Annotated in this window: 13 protein-coding genes; 4 read left to right on the plus strand and 9 right to left on the minus strand. The window is 44.3% G+C overall.

Going from position 1 to position 18,167, the window contains the following annotated elements; genetic code table 11:
- Nucleotides 1-389: 389 nt before the first annotated feature.
- Nucleotides 390-3,029, plus strand: a complete 2,640-nt coding sequence (clpB, locus tag ACKGJO_RS00630; protein ID WP_411321464.1) for an ATP-dependent chaperone ClpB — start codon at nt 390-392, stop codon at nt 3,027-3,029.
- A gap of 291 nt (nt 3,030-3,320) precedes the next feature.
- Here clpB and ACKGJO_RS00635 read toward each other — a convergent pair whose 3' ends face one another.
- A complete protein-coding gene (locus tag ACKGJO_RS00635; RefSeq protein ID WP_411321465.1) occupies nt 3,321-5,732 on the minus strand; it encodes an endonuclease MutS2 in 2,412 nt (803 codons plus the stop codon).
- A gap of 218 nt (nt 5,733-5,950) precedes the next feature.
- Between ACKGJO_RS00635 and ACKGJO_RS00640 the strand changes: the two genes are divergently transcribed.
- Nucleotides 5,951-6,487: an REP-associated tyrosine transposase gene (locus ACKGJO_RS00640; RefSeq protein ID WP_411321466.1), complete on the plus strand. Its 537-nt coding sequence runs from the start codon at nt 5,951-5,953 to the stop codon at nt 6,485-6,487.
- A 161-nt stretch (nt 6,488-6,648) separates the two neighbouring features.
- Here ACKGJO_RS00640 and ACKGJO_RS00645 read toward each other — a convergent pair whose 3' ends face one another.
- Nucleotides 6,649-8,646 (minus strand): TonB-dependent receptor plug domain-containing protein, encoded by a 1,998-nt coding sequence (locus tag ACKGJO_RS00645; RefSeq protein WP_411321467.1) that lies wholly within the window; start codon nt 8,644-8,646, stop codon nt 6,649-6,651.
- 199 nt (nt 8,647-8,845) lie between these two features.
- Here ACKGJO_RS00645 and ACKGJO_RS00650 point away from each other — a divergent pair, with 199 nt between their 5' ends.
- Both ACKGJO_RS00650 and ACKGJO_RS00655 read left to right on the plus strand, forming a co-directional pair.
- Nucleotides 8,846-9,631, plus strand: a complete 786-nt coding sequence (locus tag ACKGJO_RS00650; RefSeq protein ID WP_411321468.1) for a PhzF family phenazine biosynthesis protein — start codon at nt 8,846-8,848, stop codon at nt 9,629-9,631.
- Complete coding sequence (locus ACKGJO_RS00655) at nt 9,624-10,436, plus strand: sulfite exporter TauE/SafE family protein (protein ID WP_411321469.1); 813 nt, start codon at nt 9,624-9,626, stop codon at nt 10,434-10,436. Before ACKGJO_RS00650 ends, ACKGJO_RS00655 begins: the two co-directional genes overlap by 8 nt.
- Before the next feature lie 189 nt (nt 10,437-10,625).
- Here the strand turns inward: ACKGJO_RS00655 and ftsZ are convergent, their stop codons facing one another.
- From ftsZ to ACKGJO_RS00690, 7 genes are all read right to left on the minus strand, one after another.
- Nucleotides 10,626-11,963 (minus strand): cell division protein FtsZ, encoded by a 1,338-nt coding sequence (gene ftsZ / locus ACKGJO_RS00660; RefSeq protein WP_411321470.1) that lies wholly within the window; start codon nt 11,961-11,963, stop codon nt 10,626-10,628.
- Between the two features lie 204 nt (nt 11,964-12,167).
- Nucleotides 12,168-13,427, minus strand: coding sequence for a cell division protein FtsA (ftsA, locus tag ACKGJO_RS00665; RefSeq protein WP_411321471.1), 1,260 nt, complete (start codon nt 13,425-13,427; stop codon nt 12,168-12,170).
- A 35-nt stretch (nt 13,428-13,462) separates the two neighbouring features.
- Nucleotides 13,463-13,702 (minus strand): hypothetical protein, encoded by a 240-nt coding sequence (locus ACKGJO_RS00670; protein ID WP_411321472.1) that lies wholly within the window; start codon nt 13,700-13,702, stop codon nt 13,463-13,465.
- A 13-nt stretch (nt 13,703-13,715) separates the two neighbouring features.
- Nucleotides 13,716-14,444: a cell division protein FtsQ/DivIB gene (locus ACKGJO_RS00675; RefSeq protein ID WP_411321473.1), complete on the minus strand. Its 729-nt coding sequence runs from the start codon at nt 14,442-14,444 to the stop codon at nt 13,716-13,718.
- Nucleotides 14,445-15,818, minus strand: coding sequence for a UDP-N-acetylmuramate--L-alanine ligase (gene murC, locus ACKGJO_RS00680; RefSeq protein WP_411323259.1), 1,374 nt, complete (start codon nt 15,816-15,818; stop codon nt 14,445-14,447). It lies immediately after the preceding gene.
- A gap of 59 nt (nt 15,819-15,877) precedes the next feature.
- Nucleotides 15,878-16,984, minus strand: a complete 1,107-nt coding sequence (murG, locus tag ACKGJO_RS00685) for an undecaprenyldiphospho-muramoylpentapeptide beta-N-acetylglucosaminyltransferase (RefSeq protein ID WP_411321474.1) — start codon at nt 16,982-16,984, stop codon at nt 15,878-15,880.
- The gene (locus tag ACKGJO_RS00690; RefSeq protein WP_411321475.1) at nt 16,977-18,167 is read right to left on the minus strand and encodes an FtsW/RodA/SpoVE family cell cycle protein; all 1,191 of its coding nucleotides are present in this window, start codon (nt 18,165-18,167) and stop codon (nt 16,977-16,979) included. Before ACKGJO_RS00690 ends, murG begins: the two co-directional genes overlap by 8 nt.

An 18,167-nucleotide genomic window follows, 5' to 3' on the forward strand; every position in this document is an offset into this window, starting at 1 on the left:
CGAAAACCAAAACCATGGTCCCTGATACGGATCATGGTTTCTATTTGAATGATTGGTAAACTCTATTGAACATCAGATCATTTACGAATAATTACACGGCATCTTTCTTTTAATATTTTTATCTTGGCGGCGAAGAAATTTTTTAAGATTTTGTACCCCGAAAAACCCAAACCCTGAGTTCTGATACAGCTCAGGGTTTTTTTATGCCTTGTATGTTCAATTCTATGCCAGCCAACAGGTTAGATCTTTTTAAATAATTAGACGAATCTCCTTCCTTCATAAGTCAAAAAGCAACTTTAAGAGCAGGTACTGAAATTATGTCAATATCTTGCCATAGGCACGATTTTGGTCATATTAATATCGAAACAAATAAAAAAGGAGATTTTAATATGAATTTGAACAAATTTACGCTAAAAGCGCAGGAAGCAGTTCAGAAAGCATTGGAACTCGCACAAAGCGGGAACAATCAGGCTGTTGAACCTGCCCACATCATGAAGGCTTTTCTGAGCGATCAGGACAGCATTGTAAATACAATCCTGGGTAAACTTGGGGCCAATCCATCTGCGATTAAAAATGTGGTGGATTCTATTTTGGAACGCCTGCCTAAAGTACAAGGGGCTTCAGTTTCAGGGCAATACCTTTCAAATAAAAGTAATGAGTTGTTTGATATAGCCCAAAAGGAGGGAACGAAGCTTGGGGATGAATACATCAGCTCAGAGCATGTGCTGATAGGAATGGCAAGTATCAAAGGAGAGATCGCCAGCTTACTGAACGATCAAAATGTAACCAAAGAAAATATTCTAAAAGTACTTCAGGATGTTCGCGGCAATCAGACTGTGGACGATCCTAATGCAGAAAGCAGATACGGTGCACTGAAGAAGTATGGCCGCGATCTGAATGAACTGGCCGAAAAGAATAAACTCGATCCCGTTATTGGGCGCGATCAGGAGATAAGGCGAGTGATGCAGATCCTCAGCCGGCGGACCAAGAACAACCCTGTTCTTATCGGTGAACCGGGAGTCGGTAAAACGGCCATAGCAGAAGGTATGGCACTGCGTATAGTACGTGGAGATGTACCAGAGGGACTTAAATCGAAGCGCATTGTGGCACTTGATATGGGTTCGTTAGTGGCCGGAACCAAATTCCGAGGTGAGTTTGAAGAACGCCTCAAGGCGGTAGTCAAAGATGTTAATGATTCTGACGGTGAAGTTATCCTCTTTATTGATGAGATCCATACACTGGTTGGAGCCGGAGCCACTGAAGGAGCCATGGATGCAGCCAATATCCTAAAGCCTGCATTGGCTAGGGGCGAGTTGCATGCTATTGGCGCCACTACATTGGATGAGTACCGCAAATATATTGAAAAAGACAAAGCACTTGAACGACGGTTACAAACGGTACTGATCGGCGAGCCAAGTGTGGAAGATACAGTCTCTATCCTAAGAGGATTACAGGAGCGCTATGAAGTTCACCACGGTGTTCGCATTACCGATTCTGCCGTAGTGGCCGCTGCGGAACTTTCACACCGTTACATCGCCGATAGGTTCCTTCCTGATAAAGCGATTGATCTGATTGATGAAGCTGCATCACGCCTTCGCTTGCAGATCGATTCCCTGCCTGAAGAGCTGGATGCCATAGAACGACAGATCCGTCAGCTTGAGATCGAACGTGAGGCTCTGAAGCGTGAGAAAGATCAGTCTAAGATGAAAGGCATCGAAAAGGAATTGGCTGACCTGGGAGAACAGCGCAAAACCATGCGTGTTCAATGGGAGCAGGAACGAGAACTCATTCAAAAAGTACGTGATACTAAAGAGGCTATCGATAATGCCCGAAACGAAGCAGATAAAGCTGAGCGGCAGGGTAATTATGAAAAAGTAGCTGAACTGAGATATGGTACTATCGCCAAGCTGGAGGATGAGCTGAAAGCGGCCCAAACCAAGCTGGATGAGATGCAGGAAGATCAGTCACTTCTTAAAGAAGAAGTGGATGCTGAGGACATCGCTGATATCGTAGCACGGTGGACCGGAATTCCGGTACGCAAGATGCTTCAGAGCGAGCGCAAGAAGTTGCTTCACCTGGAGGATGTACTTCACAAACGAGTCATAGGTCAGGATAATGCTATTGAAGCTGTTTCCGACGCTGTAAGAAGGTCAAGAGCGGGATTGCAGGATGAGCAGAAGCCCATTGGCTCCTTCTTTTTCCTCGGTTCAACCGGTGTCGGTAAGACCGAACTGGCTCGTTCGCTTGCTGATTTCCTGTTCAATGATGAGCAGGCTATGATCAGAATTGATATGAGTGAGTACATGGAGAAACATAGTGTCAGTCGTTTGGTTGGTGCTCCTCCGGGCTATGTGGGATATGATGAAGGCGGTCAGCTTACTGAAGCAGCACGGCGGCATCCATACTCAGTTATCCTGTTGGATGAGATCGAGAAAGCTCATCCGGATGTATTCAATATACTTCTGCAGGTATTGGATGAAGGCCGTCTAACCGACAATAAAGGTGTGACGGTGGATTTCAAAAATACCATAATCATTATGACCTCCAATATCGGTTCACATCTCATCTCCAATGAGATCGAGAAATCCGGTGGGAATATGACTGATGAAAAGTATGAGGAACTTCAGAATAAGTTGATCGAACAGCTGAAGCAGACCATACGACCTGAGTTCCTGAACCGTGTAGATGACACGATCGTGTTCCATCCGCTGGGACAAGAGCATATTCGGTCTATTGTGGATATTCAGCTTCGCCGTGTTCACGAGATGCTTGCCAAGAACAAAGTTAAGTTGGAAGTGCCTGAAAACGTCAAAGATTGGCTGGCTGTTCGTGGATATGATCCGGTATATGGAGCCAGACCGCTGAAGCGGGTGATACAGCAAAACATCACCAACAAACTGGCCTCACTGCTGATTAGTCGAGATGAGGAAGGTCCGGTACATTTTGAAGCAACTATGAGTAAAAATGGGGAATCCATTGAATTCGCTGAAGTTGTGGAAGATGCAGAAGCCTGGGCTGAGAGTGAGTAGTAGATAGATATGAGACGTTAGATTAAGACGTAAGACGTATTAGGTGGGTTGGAGTTAGAGCTTCAGCCCATTTTTATTCTATAGATTCTTTCTCGTTCGGAACGTCTAGTTTGGAATGCTGTAGAAAACTCCGGTTCCAAGCGATAAGTATTAAGCAGAGAATAAAAGAAACATTGGCATCCGCTCCAGCACAGAGCGTGTGGGGTGAGTAGTGAATTCAACATTCGAAATCTTCAATTACTTAGGTTAAAACCATTATAATCCCCAAATCAGTGATCAAAACCTTTGATTCTATTTCAACTCTACGATCGTAACCCCGGCGCCACCTCTCTCAATTGGTGCCGTTTCCACTCTTTTCACATCTTTACGGGTGTTAAGGTATGATTGAATCTGACTCCGTAAGATACCATCACCTTTACCGTGGATGATCTCTACCTGATTCATATTGCGAAACACTGCGCGATCAATGTACTGGGTAACCTCATGCAGGGCATCTTCGGTTCTCATTCCACGAACTTCTATGGATGGTTTTACAAGACCTTTGGCAAGATCACTATCTCCTACTATGACAGATGAACGGGCTTTGGATTTCTTTTTCGTTTTTGGCTGTTCAACCTTCACAAGGTTTTTGTACTTGGTCTTAAGTCTTAGTCCACCGGCCTGAACAACAGCGTTTTTACCATTGACCTCCACTAATTCTCCGCTAGTATGTCCATCCTTGAAACGTACATGGTCTCCCTCTTTGGGCGGGTCATCCGTAACCTGTTCACGCTCTTCTTTATTCTCTTCAATTTCCTGTAGTGAGCGGTCAATGGATTTCTTCTCCTCATCTACTTCCTTACGGATCTCCTTGATCTCATCCTTATCCGCCTTATTCTGCTCTACTATACGCTGTACAGCTTGCTCGACGCGCTGATTGGCTGAATCCATGATCGACTTGGCTTCCTTGAGGGCCTTCTCGCGGATCTTCTCTTTGTCCTTCTCAATAGCCTGTATCTTATTTTCGAATTTTTTCCGTTCCGATTCTGCCTTAGCCTGAAGTGAGGTGTATTTATCTTTTAGCTCTGCGGCCTGTTGCGACTTCGTTTCCAGTTCAGTAATAAGCGATTCCATCCTATTCTTGGCCTCACCCAGCAATACCCCGGCGCGTTTCAATACATTATCATCAAGCTTCATGCGCTGAGCAATTTCAAAGGCGTAACTGCTTCCAGGTATCCCTTTCTTGAACCGATAAGTGGGGGAGAGCGTTGCCTGATCGAACTCCATGGATCCGTTTACAGCCATCGGGTGCTCGTGTGCAAATACTTTCAGTGATCCATGGTGCGTGGTCACAATAACCTTGCAATCCTGTTCCAACATTCTTTCTATAAAGGACTGAAAAAGAGCACCTCCTTCTTCGGGATCGGTACCTGCCGCAGCTTCATCGATCAGGACCAGGCTTCCGGCCTCAAATTTCTTTATGGTCTCCCGCATCCATTGAAGTCGGGATGAAAAGGTACTCAGATCGTCCTCAATAGACTGATCGTCTCCCATATCCACGAAGACACCTGTAAAGATAGGCAGTTCAGAAGTTGGGTCGGCCGGAACGCCAAAGCCGGATTGCATCATCAGAGAAAGTAATCCAACCGTCTTCATGGCCACAGATTTACCTCCGGCATTGGGACCGGTTATCATCAGGCAGCGCTCATCCTCTTCCATCTTCAAAAATAAAGGGATGATGACCTCGCGGTCTTCCTCTTTTCGGATGTTGAGATTTTTGAGCCGTAAGATCGGGTTATATGCTTCTTTAACACTCAAATAATTTTTTTTGGCAAGGATAGGTATCTGTGCCTCCAGCTTTTTGGTAAGCTTGGCCTTGGCAGCTATCACATCTATTTTAGCAAGAAAGAGGGTATTTTGATCAATGTATTTCCTGTTATCACGAACGTGATTTGTCAACTCCCGTAGAATTCGTTCTATTTCCCGTTGTTCTTCAGCCTCAAACTGACGGATCTCGTTGTTCATATTCAGCGCTTCCACCGGTTCTATGTACACTGTTTGACCACTTGATGAAACATCGTGAACGAATCCCTGTACCTTTCGCTTGAATTCAGCCTGTACAGGAATTACCATTCGACCATTGCGAATTGTGGCACCCTCATCAGAAGCCATGCCATCTTTGGATGCCTTGGCCATAGCCCGGTTTATGGTGCCGCGGAGATCACTTTTTCGTTTATTAAGTTTTCTCCGGATAGACTGAAGCTCTGTACTTGCATCATCCCTGAGTTCTCCATGGTCCGTAACCTTTTCCTTAATACTTTTCTCAAGATCCTTCATAGGAATAAGTCCTTTCGAAACCTTGGCAAGTTCCGGGTGATCTTTATCCCTTTGTCTTAAAAAATTCTTAACTCTTCGGGTGACAGAGCAGATCTTAAGGATATCAACAAAAGCGGGGAGAGGGATCAGACTTCCTTCTGCTTTAGAGGCTGATAGATAGTCCCTGATCTCGGGTACCTCACCCAATGGGAATGGATCGGGGTCTGCTATGACCTCTAGCATTTCGGCCGTTTGACCAGTTAATAATTCAACGCGCTTGGGATCGGATGTAGGACGCAGGGTTTCGAGGAGTTCTTCAGAACGGACAGACTGGGTGAGTTCCAATGCTGCAATGCGAATTTGCTCGAAGCCAAGTTTATCTAAAAGTGAATCGGGGTAGATTTTCATTAATGAATTTTGAACTGAATATGCTAATTCTTAAAGATAAAGGTAGCAGCACTCGTTCCCAAGCTGGAGAAGCACCTGTCTGGTTATTAGTAAGGGATACAAAATTTTGTGTCCCTTACTCGTTACCAAGCTCCGGCTTGGTAACGCTATTCTGAAGCTCCTGCTTCAAATTCTAATGTAAGGAGTATAAAAGAAATCGCTCTTACTAAGAAAAAATCATGGGAAGAAGCAGGTACAAAATACACAAAGAACACTATCCATACTTCCTAACAAGCAGTATAGTAGATGGTATACCATTGTTCAAAAATCCAATAATAGTCCAATTTATTTTGGACGCGTTAATTTTCTTACAAACAAAACGAGAGGTTGAATTAAATGCATATGTAGTAATGGAAAATCACATGCACTTAATTGCAAAAGGCGAGGAATTAGCAAAACATGTCAAAAACTTTAAGGCCTTTACGGCTCACCAGGTCATTGCCTCCCTGAATGAAAATAACAGTGTCAGAACTTTACGGTCGTTGCAGAGAGCTAAGCTGGAACACAAAACTGAAAGTAAATATCAGGTTTGGCAGGAGGGTTTTCATCCAAAGCAATTATTTACATATGAAATATTGGCACAAAAACTGGAATATGTTCATTTCAATCCGGTTAAAAGAGGATATGTAGATGATCCGGCTCATTGGAGATATTCATTTGCAAGGAATTATATGGGTAAAGAAGGATTGATACCAGTTACGGTTTTCGGTGGTTGAAATGATCTGAGTTTGAAGCAGGAGCTTCTCCTCTTGCGTTCCCAAGCCGGAGCTTGGGAACGAGTCAAAAGGTACCAGCACTCGTTCCCAAGCTGTAGCCTGGAAACGAGTCTTAATCCTGTGTCTCTACATTATTGGCTGGAATATTTAGATCCGGGTTATCACAAACTGTACTTAATGCCACCCAAGATCCAACGGCCGGGAAGCGGGGCGCCAAGGATCTCCTGATACTGTGTGTCAGTCAGATTAATAACCTGGGTATAAAGCTGAACTCGTCCGCCAAGTGGTTTATAGGCTACTTTCAGATCGGTTACAAAATATTCTTCAGGGACCTCAGCGTTGATCAGTGCCTCCGATTGTTCAGACCTTACGTTGTATTTTGAAAGGGTCTGAATGGAGATATCACCCGTATTTAAGGCCAATTTCAAACTCAACTGATGGGATGGATGATTGGCAATATACCGGGATATGCTATTACCATCACTTTCCGTTTTAATGTAGGTGTAGCCTGCTTCTGTTCTTAGGTTGCTCTTGGAAGTCAGTTTGCTGGAAAGCGCGGAAATAAATTCCAGTCCCATCACATCACTTTCTGAGATATTGGAGGCATAGAAGTAATTCTCACCGGCTACGAGGTTATCTGCGTTAGTAATGGCAGATGAGTTTGTCAATGTATAATCGATCAGGTTACTAGAGGATCTGTAGAAGAAGGTGGGAGAGATCAGTAGGTTGTTGGTCGGGGTGATATCAAGGCCAACATCAAAAGTGGTTGATTCTTCAGGCAGAAGATCGGGGTTTCCGATATTACGACCCGGTGTAAGATTCGGAATTTCTGATGAGATATACCGTTCTGTGAAATCCCCCTCTCTGATTGCACGTCCTATGGAGGTTCTTACAACAACCGGTCCGGCATCATATGCCGCACTGACCTGTGGCAGAAAAGAGAGGTCACTGACCGGATTGGACTGCAGCCGAAGGCTGGAAGTGACACTCAGTCCAAAATCATATTTCATGGTATGGATACCATACAATCCCCAAGAGTTATTTTTATGATCACCACGGTCGGTACTTACGATCTGTTTGTTCAATACCTGCCCGCCTAACATTAACCGCATAAAATTCAGCGATCCCGAAATGGATGATAGCTGATCATTATCAAGCTCATATTGATGAGAGGCATTCAAAAAAACAAGATCAGTTTCATGAACATTAGCTGAAGCTATGGCAGTGTTGAAATCGAAGACATCCTCAACTTGGCGGTACGATGCATTTACCTCAGAACGATGGTTACCTTTATCAAAGGTCAAGGTTGAAAGAGCCCAGCGACTGTCAATACTTTCAACTGATTCGTCATAAATGCTGCGAGTATAAAAATAGCGGGCGTTGAAATCACGATTTTCGAGGCCTGAGCGTACGTACCAGTTCCAATTATCTGCAAAATTGATAGACAAGGCAGCCGACAGGTTCATCATATCGAAATATGAATTATAGTTTTCATTGGATGAGACTCCCTTATCAAATCCCGGATTACGAAATTGCTCTCCGTCTGAATCTGCACTACGAAAGGAAGTGCTGAACCGAATATTCTTTTTAGCGATCCATGCAGAGGCATCAATAATGCGCAGTGCATTTTCACCAGCAGAGATATCGAAATTGGTACGGGTTTGAAGCTTTTCGGCAGCTTCGATCTCCTTTCTCATATAAGTCTTTGTTTTGATGTGAATGACACCACCAACGGCATCGGCTCCATAAGAAGTACTTGCTGGTCCACGGATCAATTCAATTTGTGCGATCTCGGACAAAGCTACAGGAATATTTGTATTGAAATGAGCGGTCAGCGGATCGTTAAGCGGAGTGTTGTCAAGAAGGAACATGACCTGAGAAAAGGTGCTTCCGCGAACGCCCACATCAGCTTGCACACCGAAGCCTGCACGGCCATTTATATTTACTCCCGGGAGGCTTCGAAGCAGGTCATCAACTGATTGGACAGGCATTTCCTGAATATCGGTCTGGGTAATGACGGACACATTCTTTCCGCTTTCTGAGATGGTAGTGGTAATCCGTGACGCGGTAACGTCAATAGAGTCCAGCTCTGCTTTGATCTGACCAAAAGTAGAGGCCGTTGAAAAGTAGAGCAGACCAACGATAATTAGAATTCTCATAGGTTTTTATTTGATGAATAGGTCTGGATCGCCGCAAAGATACACATCCATAAACCGAAAATTCCAATCTAATTGAACAAAGACAGGAGGTGAAAATCTTGTTTGAAGTCATAAAGATTTACAAAACATAGTTTTTACATCTTAAAAAAATGACTGTACTTTAAATAATTGATACAACATTAAAAGAAAGACCAAGTTCATGAAGCTTTCCATATATCAGGTTGACGCGTTTACTGACACGTTATTTGCGGGAAATCCGGCGGCTATTGTTCCTTTAAGTGAGTGGCTGAGAGATGAACAAATGCAGAAAATCGCAGCTGAGAATAATCTTTCCGAGACAGCTTTTTTTGTTAAAGAAGGAGATAGTTACCGGCTGAGATGGTTTACTCCAACAACAGAAGTAGATCTCTGCGGCCATGCCACATTGGCTACTGCGCATGTACTGTTTGAGGAGCTTGGATTTGAGGGTGAAGAGATAGTTTTTAAAAGCAAAAGCGGGATCTTAACGGTTGGCCGGGAAGGAGGAATGCTCCGGATGAATTTTCCGGCTGTTGAAATGCCGAGAGTTAAGCCTCCGGAAGTTCTTTTCAAATCACTTGGATTGAAGAAGACCTCAGATGTTTATAAGACCGATGATTACATGATCATAGTGGATTCTGAAAGTGAAGTGGCCGCCGTTAAACCTGACATGAAAATGCTGAAAGAAATTCCGGCTCGGGGTGTGATAGTGACAGCTAAAGGTGACGAAGTTGATTTTGTATCAAGATTTTTTGCTCCGCAATCGGGGGTGGATGAAGATCCGGTTACGGGGTCGGCACATACCAAAAGTGCACCGTTTTGGAGTAAAAAACTGGGCAAAAAAGAACTTAACGCTCGTCAGATCTCTAAAAGAGGTGGAGACCTGACCTGCCGCATGAAGGGCGACAGGGTTGAAATACTTGGTCATGCGGTGACGTATCTAACAGGGGAGATCAACCTTGGGTGAGATCATTATTTTACTCATCATAGGTTTGGGAGCCGGTGTTTTAGCCGGCCTGCTTGGTATTGGTGGTGGGATCATATTCACACCGGTTTTATTTTTTCTGTTTAGCGGAGCCGGCGTAGAAGATCCTGTAATTTGGACCATAGCATCAGCTTTGTTCTGTACATTCATTGCGGCTTCCGGGAGTCTGGTGAGGCAGTACATCCAAAAGAATGTGTTCTTGAAAGAGGGACTGTTGTTAGGTTTAATGGGAGCGATCGGAATATTTGCAGGTAAACAAGTTTTGACCTCACCTTATTACAAAGAAACTGAGTTCGTGATCTTTTTTTCATTGATGCTTATTTATGTATCCTGGATGATGTTTAGTAGAGGGAAAGACACTTCTAATGAATTTGACAGAACCTATGTGGATATGACGGTGGGCAGATCCTTTGTGACTGGCGGGATTGGTGGTTTTGTTGCCTCATTGGCCGGTGTGGGCGGCGGCGGTGTAATGGTGCCGATCATGAATTTGTTCTATAAACAACCCTTTCGTAAGGCTGTGAGTGTATCGCACCTGGGGATGATCATCATGGTTACCACGGGCTGGCTTCAGCTTGCCTTTGAAACGGGTGCAGTCTCAGGTATTACGGAGTTCAATGTTGGGTATGTGGACTTTGGAGCGGCTTTGCCACTTTCTATCGGTGGATTGGTTGGTGGATTTGGGGGGGCTTACCTGAACCATAAGATCAACCGAAAGTGGTTACAATGGGGGTTTGGAGTTCTTGCAATTGCCATGGCTATCCGACTGATCTGGTCTATTTTGTGAGGTGCGAAAGTTATAATATGGAAAAGATGACCCAAAAATCAGTAATAAAAAGAAAAGGCTCCCTATCAAGGAGCCTTTCCTGTTGTTAGCAATCTATAGCTTGAATTAAGCTATATCCAGTAAAAAGATGATTCTCAGGGATACCACACCCGTGGTACCGTCATTGAACCGGTATAATCATCAACTCAATCAATCCATTATTTTTCGAAGGAAAGCGGGTTGGTCGGTGTCATCCTTTCGAATGCGTTCAGTTCTGCTCTGAAATGGTGCTATGTTATCCTGAGCGTCAGAGTTTTGTTTTTCATCCTGTTCAGGCGTCTCTGCATTTTCCTCTTCCTGACGTCGAACGTTAATATCGCGTCGAAGGTAAGAGGGAGTGTCCAGTTTCTTCAGGTTATTTTCACCTTTGTAATAATCACCGGTTCCTCTTTGGAACCGCTTAGGAACATCCGATTCTTCTGAACGCTTTTGAATATTAGTTTGTGCATTTTGAGCTGCTTTATTTAGCATGCTGTCTTTGGAATTGTTAGCGACTTTCGCTGTTGAACGATCCTCTGAAAGCTCAAATCCTGTTGAAATAACGGTTACTCTGATCTCATCCCCGAAATTCTCATCAAGTACGGTACCGAGAATGATCTCAGCATTTTCACCGGCTTCATCATGGATGATATTGGTGGCTGTTGTAGTCTCACGCATACCCAGATTTGCACCGGCTGAAATATTAACCAATACATTGCGGGCCCCTCGGATACTTACACCGTCTAACAGAGGTGAGTTGATAGCAGCACGCGCAGCTTTCTCAGCTCTATCAGGACCTTCAGCTGTAGCTGATCCCATTATGGCGGCTCCACCATCGCTCATGGTTGTGCGAACATCAGCAAAGTCAAGGTTAATAAGGCCCGGCATGAGGATAAGGTCGCTGATACCACGGGTTGCATTATAAAGTACTTCATTTGCCATAGCGAATGCTTCCATCAGGGATGTATTTTCATCCGCGATATCAAGAAGTCGCTCGTTGGGGATCACGATAACCGTATCACAGTTTTTCTTCAGCTCGGTTATACCTTCAAGGGCATATTTCTTGCGAACCTTCCCTTCACATTCGAATGGGGTGGTAATGATACCCACAGTTAAAATACCTCTGCGTTTGGCAATACCAGCTACCACAGGAGCTCCTCCGGTTCCGGTTCCACCGCCCATGCCGGCAGTAACAAAGACCATATCGGCATTTTCTATGGATTCCTCGATCTCGTGACGGTTTTCCTCAACTGCCTCGCGACCTATTTCAGGTCTGGCACCCGCACCAAGTCCATTGGTCAGGGCTGAGCCTACCTGGATCTTAATATCTGCCATGCTGTTTTTAAGAGCCTGAGCATCTGTATTAAGGGCGATGTACTCCACACTTTCAAGCCCCATGTTTATCATATTGTTAATGGCGTTACCGCCACCGCCGCCGACGCCGATCACCTTGATCTTGGCGTTTTCCTGGCTCTGCTCGTCGAAAAAGAAACGTGTATTGTTAGCCATGATGTTAACTCCTTTTGAGTTGTTATTTTTTACTGGATTGTTATTGTTGTAGATGATTGCGTTTGGAATTCCATCCGTCATACGAAAGAATAGGTATCCATCTGACCGCTCTTAGTCGGTATGATGGATGATTCAAGCAAAATAGCTTGTAACATTCGTCAGACGGTTTCATTCCTTTGTATTATTGATTGCTTATTTGTACTTCTAAAGCTCTTTGAACCAACTCTTCATACGTTCGGTGATCTTCTGCATCACCTGTTCTACGTTGGTTCCTTTGGTCGAATCGGGTATCATAGCCTGATTGTTGGCTGTTCCCGATCTTAGAGCGTGCATAACCAGACCTACACCGGTAGCATAGATCGGACTGTTTACCTCTTCTTTAAGTCCGCCTGTTATACCTAGTGGTATACCAACTTTGGCATCCAGGCCTAAAATTTCGTTTGCAAGCGGGCAGATATTTTTGATCAGTGAACCGCCACCTGTAATAACCACACCGGCGCTCATTGCATCAGCGTAACCGCTTCGTTTGATCTCAATGCCAACGATCTCAAGAATCTCTTCCATACGGGCCTGAATGATCTTGGCAAGTATACTTTTGGTGATCTCCTTTGGAGGGCGACCGGCAATTCCCGGAACTGTGATTACCTCATCCTCTTCGATCAGATCGGCATAGCATTCACCATGCTTTCGTTTTAAAGTTTCTGCCTGATCATCAAGTACGCTGAGTCCAAGGCGAATGTCATCGGTAACTTTCTGTCCGGCTATAGCCACAACAGCGGTGTGACGGATAGTATTGTCCTGGAAAATGGCGAGGTCAGTTGTTCCACCACCAATATCAACTAGAACGACACCGGCTTCTTTTTCCTCTTCATCCAATACAGAATAGGAGGAGGCCAGCGGTTCGAGGATCAGATCAGCTACCTGATAGCCGGCTCTTTCTACACAGCGATACATATTCTTTGCAGCGGAAACCAGACCGGTGATGATATGGACCTCAGCTTCCATGCGCATTCCGCTCATTCCAACGGGGTCACTGATGCCGTCCTGACCGTCAACTACGAATTCCTGCGGGATCACATGCAGGATTTGTTGATCGGTTGGGAGCATGATACGCTGACAATCTTCTAACAGGCGTTCCACATCCTTAGTTGTGATCTCATTGTCTTTATTATTAATGGTGATCACACCCTTACTTCGCATACTTCTGATGTGGTCTCCGGCAATACCAACATTTACGGATTGAACCTGAATGCCTGAGGCTAGTTCGGCCTGTGCAATGGCATCCTTAATCGCATTCACGGTTTTGTCTATGTTAACGACCACGCCACGGTTCAGGCCATCGCTTTGGGCTTTACCAACGCCAAGTATGTTGATCCGTTCCTGTTCATCAATAGATGCTACGATTGCGCAAATTTTTGTGGTCCCTATATCGAGACCTACCATTATGTTTTCTTGTTCTTCCATGATGATCCGCTGTATTTGTTGATTGCTAATGTTCTTTATTTATTGCTGGATGTAATTCTGTCGAACCACTCTGATGCTGATTCAACTCCCTGTTCGTTTTGCTGTCTTACTTCTGAATAAAATTCTGAAATTTCATCATTCTCAGCTGGGTGGGGTGATCTCAATAAGGCCTCGATTAAATGCAAAGCCTCATCTTCCATTTCAATGTTGGCATGCGTCTTTGAAATCGACGGAACCGGTTTTGGTTTGAGTATTCTTCGTTTTTCAGTAAACAAAAAGTTTTTAAAACTATATTTCACGGGTTACCACCTGATTTGAGAATCGCAGATCAACTTGTTGCATCGATTGTATTCCTTTGGTTCGAATTACCAGCTTGTAAAATGCCTTCCAGTTTTCAAGTTTCAATTCAAAATCATTGCGACCGAATATCAGCTTCACTCCGTTTTCCTGGCTTAAAGCCACAACACCGTCTGTGTGATCATAGACCACTTCACTGATGGTCGTCCATCCAAATCCATCGATCTTGGCCTTCATTAAAAAATCCCTAACCTGTAAAAAAGCCTCATCTTTTAAGGTATCATTCGTATTCACTGCGTATCCATAGAGAAGCGGAACATCAGGTGTTTTGGCTTCCAAAATCGGAAGAATAATTCCCTCAGCATCTACGTATGATCTGTTTGCACCGTCGATCAGCATAGCAATGGGCTCACGCTCCGCGATCGTCAGCCTGAGGTCACCGTTTGGTTCAATATATGGACTGACGGATCGAACGTAGTTTAGTTTTTCCACTCGGTCGGCAACTGCTTGAATATCGAGACTATCGGGCTGTATACCGAATGGAACAGCAGCGGCAGCTTCAATCTCCTCGATTTCAGTGAAAGTCAGTTTATTGATTTCCAGCTCCTGCACCGTCACATTCCGGTTCCAATACACAGCTGCAAGCACTGCTACGGCGATCACCATCATAATTCCGGTAATCCATGGTAAAAGGGTTTTATTTGATTCCTTATTACTCAACTATTTTGCTTTTGGTTTGAATGATCCTGATTCCAATGCTTCGATAAAATCTTCACCGAATCTGTAAATGTCTCCGGCACCCATCGTGATAATGATGTCACCTTCACGAGCGACTTCTTTAAGAGTCTTTGTGATGTCCTCTTTATTCTTCACGTAAGTCACATTTTTATGCCCGTATCGCTCGGCTGTGTCAGATATTAATTTACCGGTCACACCTTCGATAGGTTTCTCCCGGGATGGATATACATCTGTTACTATGAGCATCTCGGCATCAAAGAATGAAAGCCCGAATTCCTTATACAATTCCTGTGTTCTGGAGTACAGGTGTGGCTGAAAGACAGCTACAACACGTCTGTCTGGCCAGCCCTGGTGGGCTGCCTGTAAGCTAGCCTGCACCTCAGTAGGGTGATGAGCATAGTCATCGATCACCATGCATCCATTATCGTATTTCAATTGGAACCTTCTAAAAACCCCTTCAAAATGTTCTATGCCTTTCTTTATAAGTTTGAAATCAATATTCAATTCCAAACCGGTGGCAATAGCTGCCAATGCATTTAAAACGTTGTGCTCACCGGGAGCTTTCAGTGTCACGACTCCAAGTTTCTCGCCTTCCCACAACACGGCTAAGGTGCTTGTAAATGCATCAGTACGAATATCAACCGCCCGTAGTTGTGCCTGTGGATTCAATCCATAAGTGATCACACGTTTTTCAAGTTGTGGCAGAATACTGCGCACATTTGGATCATCCAGACAAACGATAACCGCACCGTAGAAGGGTACTTTATTGGCATAATCGATGAAAGCCTGTTTTACATCATCCAGATCATTGTAGATATCGAGGTGTTCAGCTTCAATATTCGTAATGATGGCAAGTGAAGGATTGAGCCGGAGAAAAGTTCGGTCAAATTCGTCGGCCTCTACTACTATCAGATCACCTTTTCCGACTACGGCATTGGTTTTATCAAAACTGTGTACTTTTCCACCTACAATGATAGTTGGATCATAATTGCCATCCTGTGTTACGTGGCCGATCATTGTTGTGGTGGTTGTTTTACCGTGAGTTCCTGCCACTCCGATCCCATATTTCATCTTCATCAGTTCGGCAAGCATCTCTGCTCGCTTGATGGTTGGGATCCTTTTTTCCATGGCAGCAATGGTCTCAACATTTTCATCAGCTTTCACCGCACTGGTGTAAACCACGACGTCAGCGCCTTCAATGTATTGCGCTTTATGTCCTTTGTGAACTGTGGCACCAAGTTCTTTTAATCTTTCCGTAGTTTCTGTGACAGCACCATCCGAACCGGTAACTTTGTAACCCCGCTGCAGCAAGATCTCAGCGATGCCACTCATGCCAATGCCGCCAATACCCACCATGTGGATATGTTTGGTTTTGCCAAATACAGGTTGTGTTTCGATTCGTTTTTCCACTATGATTATAGTTTTTCAGTTGCTATTTCTAAAATTTCCTTGGCGATCAATTTTGCCGCATCCGGTTTTGCCAGATTTAGTGCAGCCTGATTCATACGCATTAAGTTTTGTTGATCACGGATCAATTGTTCTACCAGTTCTGTTACGGTTTCTTTCATTTTGTGGTCCTCCAATAGTAGTGATGCACCTGCATCTGCCATGGCTTTGGCATTCTGGGTTTGGTGATCTCCTGCAACATTAGGAGAGGGTATAAGAATACTCGGTTTACCGGTCAGCATAAGTTCAGAACAGGAACTGGCTCCGGCTCTGCTGATCACAAGATCTGCGGCGGCATAGGCTTCGGTCATGTTATCGAGGTATGCTGTCAGTCGTAAATTTTTTAAATTTTCAGTATCCACATCAGTTGAAAGAGTATCGTAATATCTTGATCCGCATTGCCAGATGATCTGTAATCCAATTTCATCATGCAGAGATTCAATGTTTGCTTTCATGGCATCGTTGATCGTTTTTGCGCCACCGCTGCCACCCATCACCAATAGAACCGGTTTTTTTTCGTCAAAACCGAATGATCTTAATGCCGCATCTCTGTCAGCATCATTTAATGAAGCTCGGGTTGGGTTACCGCTCACATAGGTTTTATCAGCAGGTAAAAACTTGTCTGCTTCCCTGAACGCTGTAAATATCTTTGAGGCAAATTTTGCCAATAAACGGTTCGTGACACCAGGAAAACTATTCTGTTCCTGGATCACTAACGGTATTCCCATTTTACCGGCTACCCACCCAATAGGTCCGGCTACATATCCGCCACAGGAAACAACCACCTGAGGTTTGTATGCTGAAAGTATTCGTAAACTTTGGAACAAGCTGACGACAAGTTTTAAAGGGAATACCAGGTTCTTGATCGTAAATCGTCGGTGAAATCCGCTGATCCATACATTTCGAATATCATAACCTGCATTTGGCACTGCTTTCCACTCCATATGATCTCTGGTTCCAACAAACAGGATCTCAGTATCTGGATCTTCTTCCTTTAATGCATCTGCAATTGCAATGGCCGGGTACACATGACCACCGGTTCCTCCTGCAGCTAATAAAATCCTAATCTTATCCATAGTACAGGGTCCTCCGGTCTCGGTCATGTTTCGAGATATTCAATAAAATTCCAACCATTATTCCGGCAAATACCATACTGGTACCACCGTAACTCACAAATGGCATGGGTAAACCTGTTACAGGCAGAATGCCGCTGGCAACTCCTGCATTTACAAAACCATAGAGTACGATCATCATGGTGCAGGCAACAGCCAGCAGGGACCCAAGATGGTCTTCGGCGTTTCGTGCAATGAATACAACACCCCGTATTAAGATAAGTGTGAATAGGAGTATTAGGGACATTGCTCCGAATAAGCCATATTCTTCAGCAATAATGGCAAATATGAAATCATTATAAGGAGCGGGCAGGAAGTCGCGCTGTGAACTTTTACCGATACCAACACCTAGGAGTTCGCCTTTGGCAATGGCAATATGCGCCTGCTGAGCCTGATATCCACTTCCCTGTAGGATCTTTTCACTTGGAATATCTTTGATTTGAGTGATGTATTGTTCAATACGATCCTGGCGATTGGTTGATTGACTTAACAGTAGAATTCCCCCCAGTATGCCAACTGCAACAAGGGTGCCGATCTGTATCACGCTGATTCGGCCAACAAACATCACAAGTAAACAGATAGTCATCAGTATGGCTGCACTGCTGAAATCTTCCAAACCGATAAGCCCACAGGTTAGAACGATCCAAAAGAGGATCGGTAAAAAGGCTTTTTGAAAATCTTTGATGTATTCTTGTTTCTCATTCAGGAGTACAGATATATGGATAAGCAGAGCTACTGAAGCTACCATAGAGGGCTGGAAAGAGAATCCACCCAGATTCAGCCATCGTTTGGCTCCAAATTGTTCAGTACCGAAGGCGATTACAGCTACCAGAAGGAATAAGCTGATAACCATTCCAATTCGGCTGAACTTGGCAATAGTATGATAATTGATCTTGGAAAATATCAGCAGTACAAAAAAGGCGATGCCCAATTTAACTATATGACTCAGGATCAGTTGTCCAGCAGTGGTTGATTTGGTCTCTGCAAAGAAAGCAATGGAAGAATACACCGCCAGCATTCCGAAGGTCATCAGTATGACCACGGCCATAAGAAGGTAGCGATCGCTGCCTTGTTTTGGCGTATCAATATCCTCAGCATTAGTGCCTATGATATTGGAAATGTTGCTATGTGGTGATGTGTATATCAA

This window comes from Gracilimonas qinghaiensis, assembly GCF_046602855.1.
In the GTDB taxonomy this organism is placed as follows: domain Bacteria; phylum Bacteroidota; class Rhodothermia; order Balneolales; family Balneolaceae; genus Gracilimonas.

Excerpts from the sequence above, each read along its gene's own strand:
- ACKGJO_RS00640 (WP_411321466.1), top strand. The coding sequence starts at position 5,951 with ATGGGAAGAAGCAGGTACAAAATACACAAAGAACACTATCCATACTTC.
- ACKGJO_RS00645 (WP_411321467.1), bottom strand. The coding sequence starts at position 8,646 with ATGAGAATTCTAATTATCGTTGGTCTGCTCTACTTTTCAACGGCCTCT.
- ftsA (WP_411321471.1), bottom strand. The coding sequence starts at position 13,427 with ATGGAAGAACAAGAAAACATAATGGTAGGTCTCGATATAGGGACCACA.
- murG (WP_411321474.1), bottom strand. The coding sequence starts at position 16,984 with ATGGATAAGATTAGGATTTTATTAGCTGCAGGAGGAACCGGTGGTCAT.
- ACKGJO_RS00650 (WP_411321468.1), top strand. The coding sequence starts at position 8,846 with ATGAAGCTTTCCATATATCAGGTTGACGCGTTTACTGACACGTTATTT.
- ftsZ (WP_411321470.1), bottom strand. The coding sequence starts at position 11,963 with ATGGCTAACAATACACGTTTCTTTTTCGACGAGCAGAGCCAGGAAAAC.
- clpB (WP_411321464.1), top strand. The coding sequence starts at position 390 with ATGAATTTGAACAAATTTACGCTAAAAGCGCAGGAAGCAGTTCAGAAA.
- murC (WP_411323259.1), bottom strand. The coding sequence starts at position 15,818 with ATGGTGGGTATTGGCGGCATTGGCATGAGTGGCATCGCTGAGATCTTG.
- ACKGJO_RS00635 (WP_411321465.1), bottom strand. The coding sequence starts at position 5,732 with ATGAAAATCTACCCCGATTCACTTTTAGATAAACTTGGCTTCGAGCAA.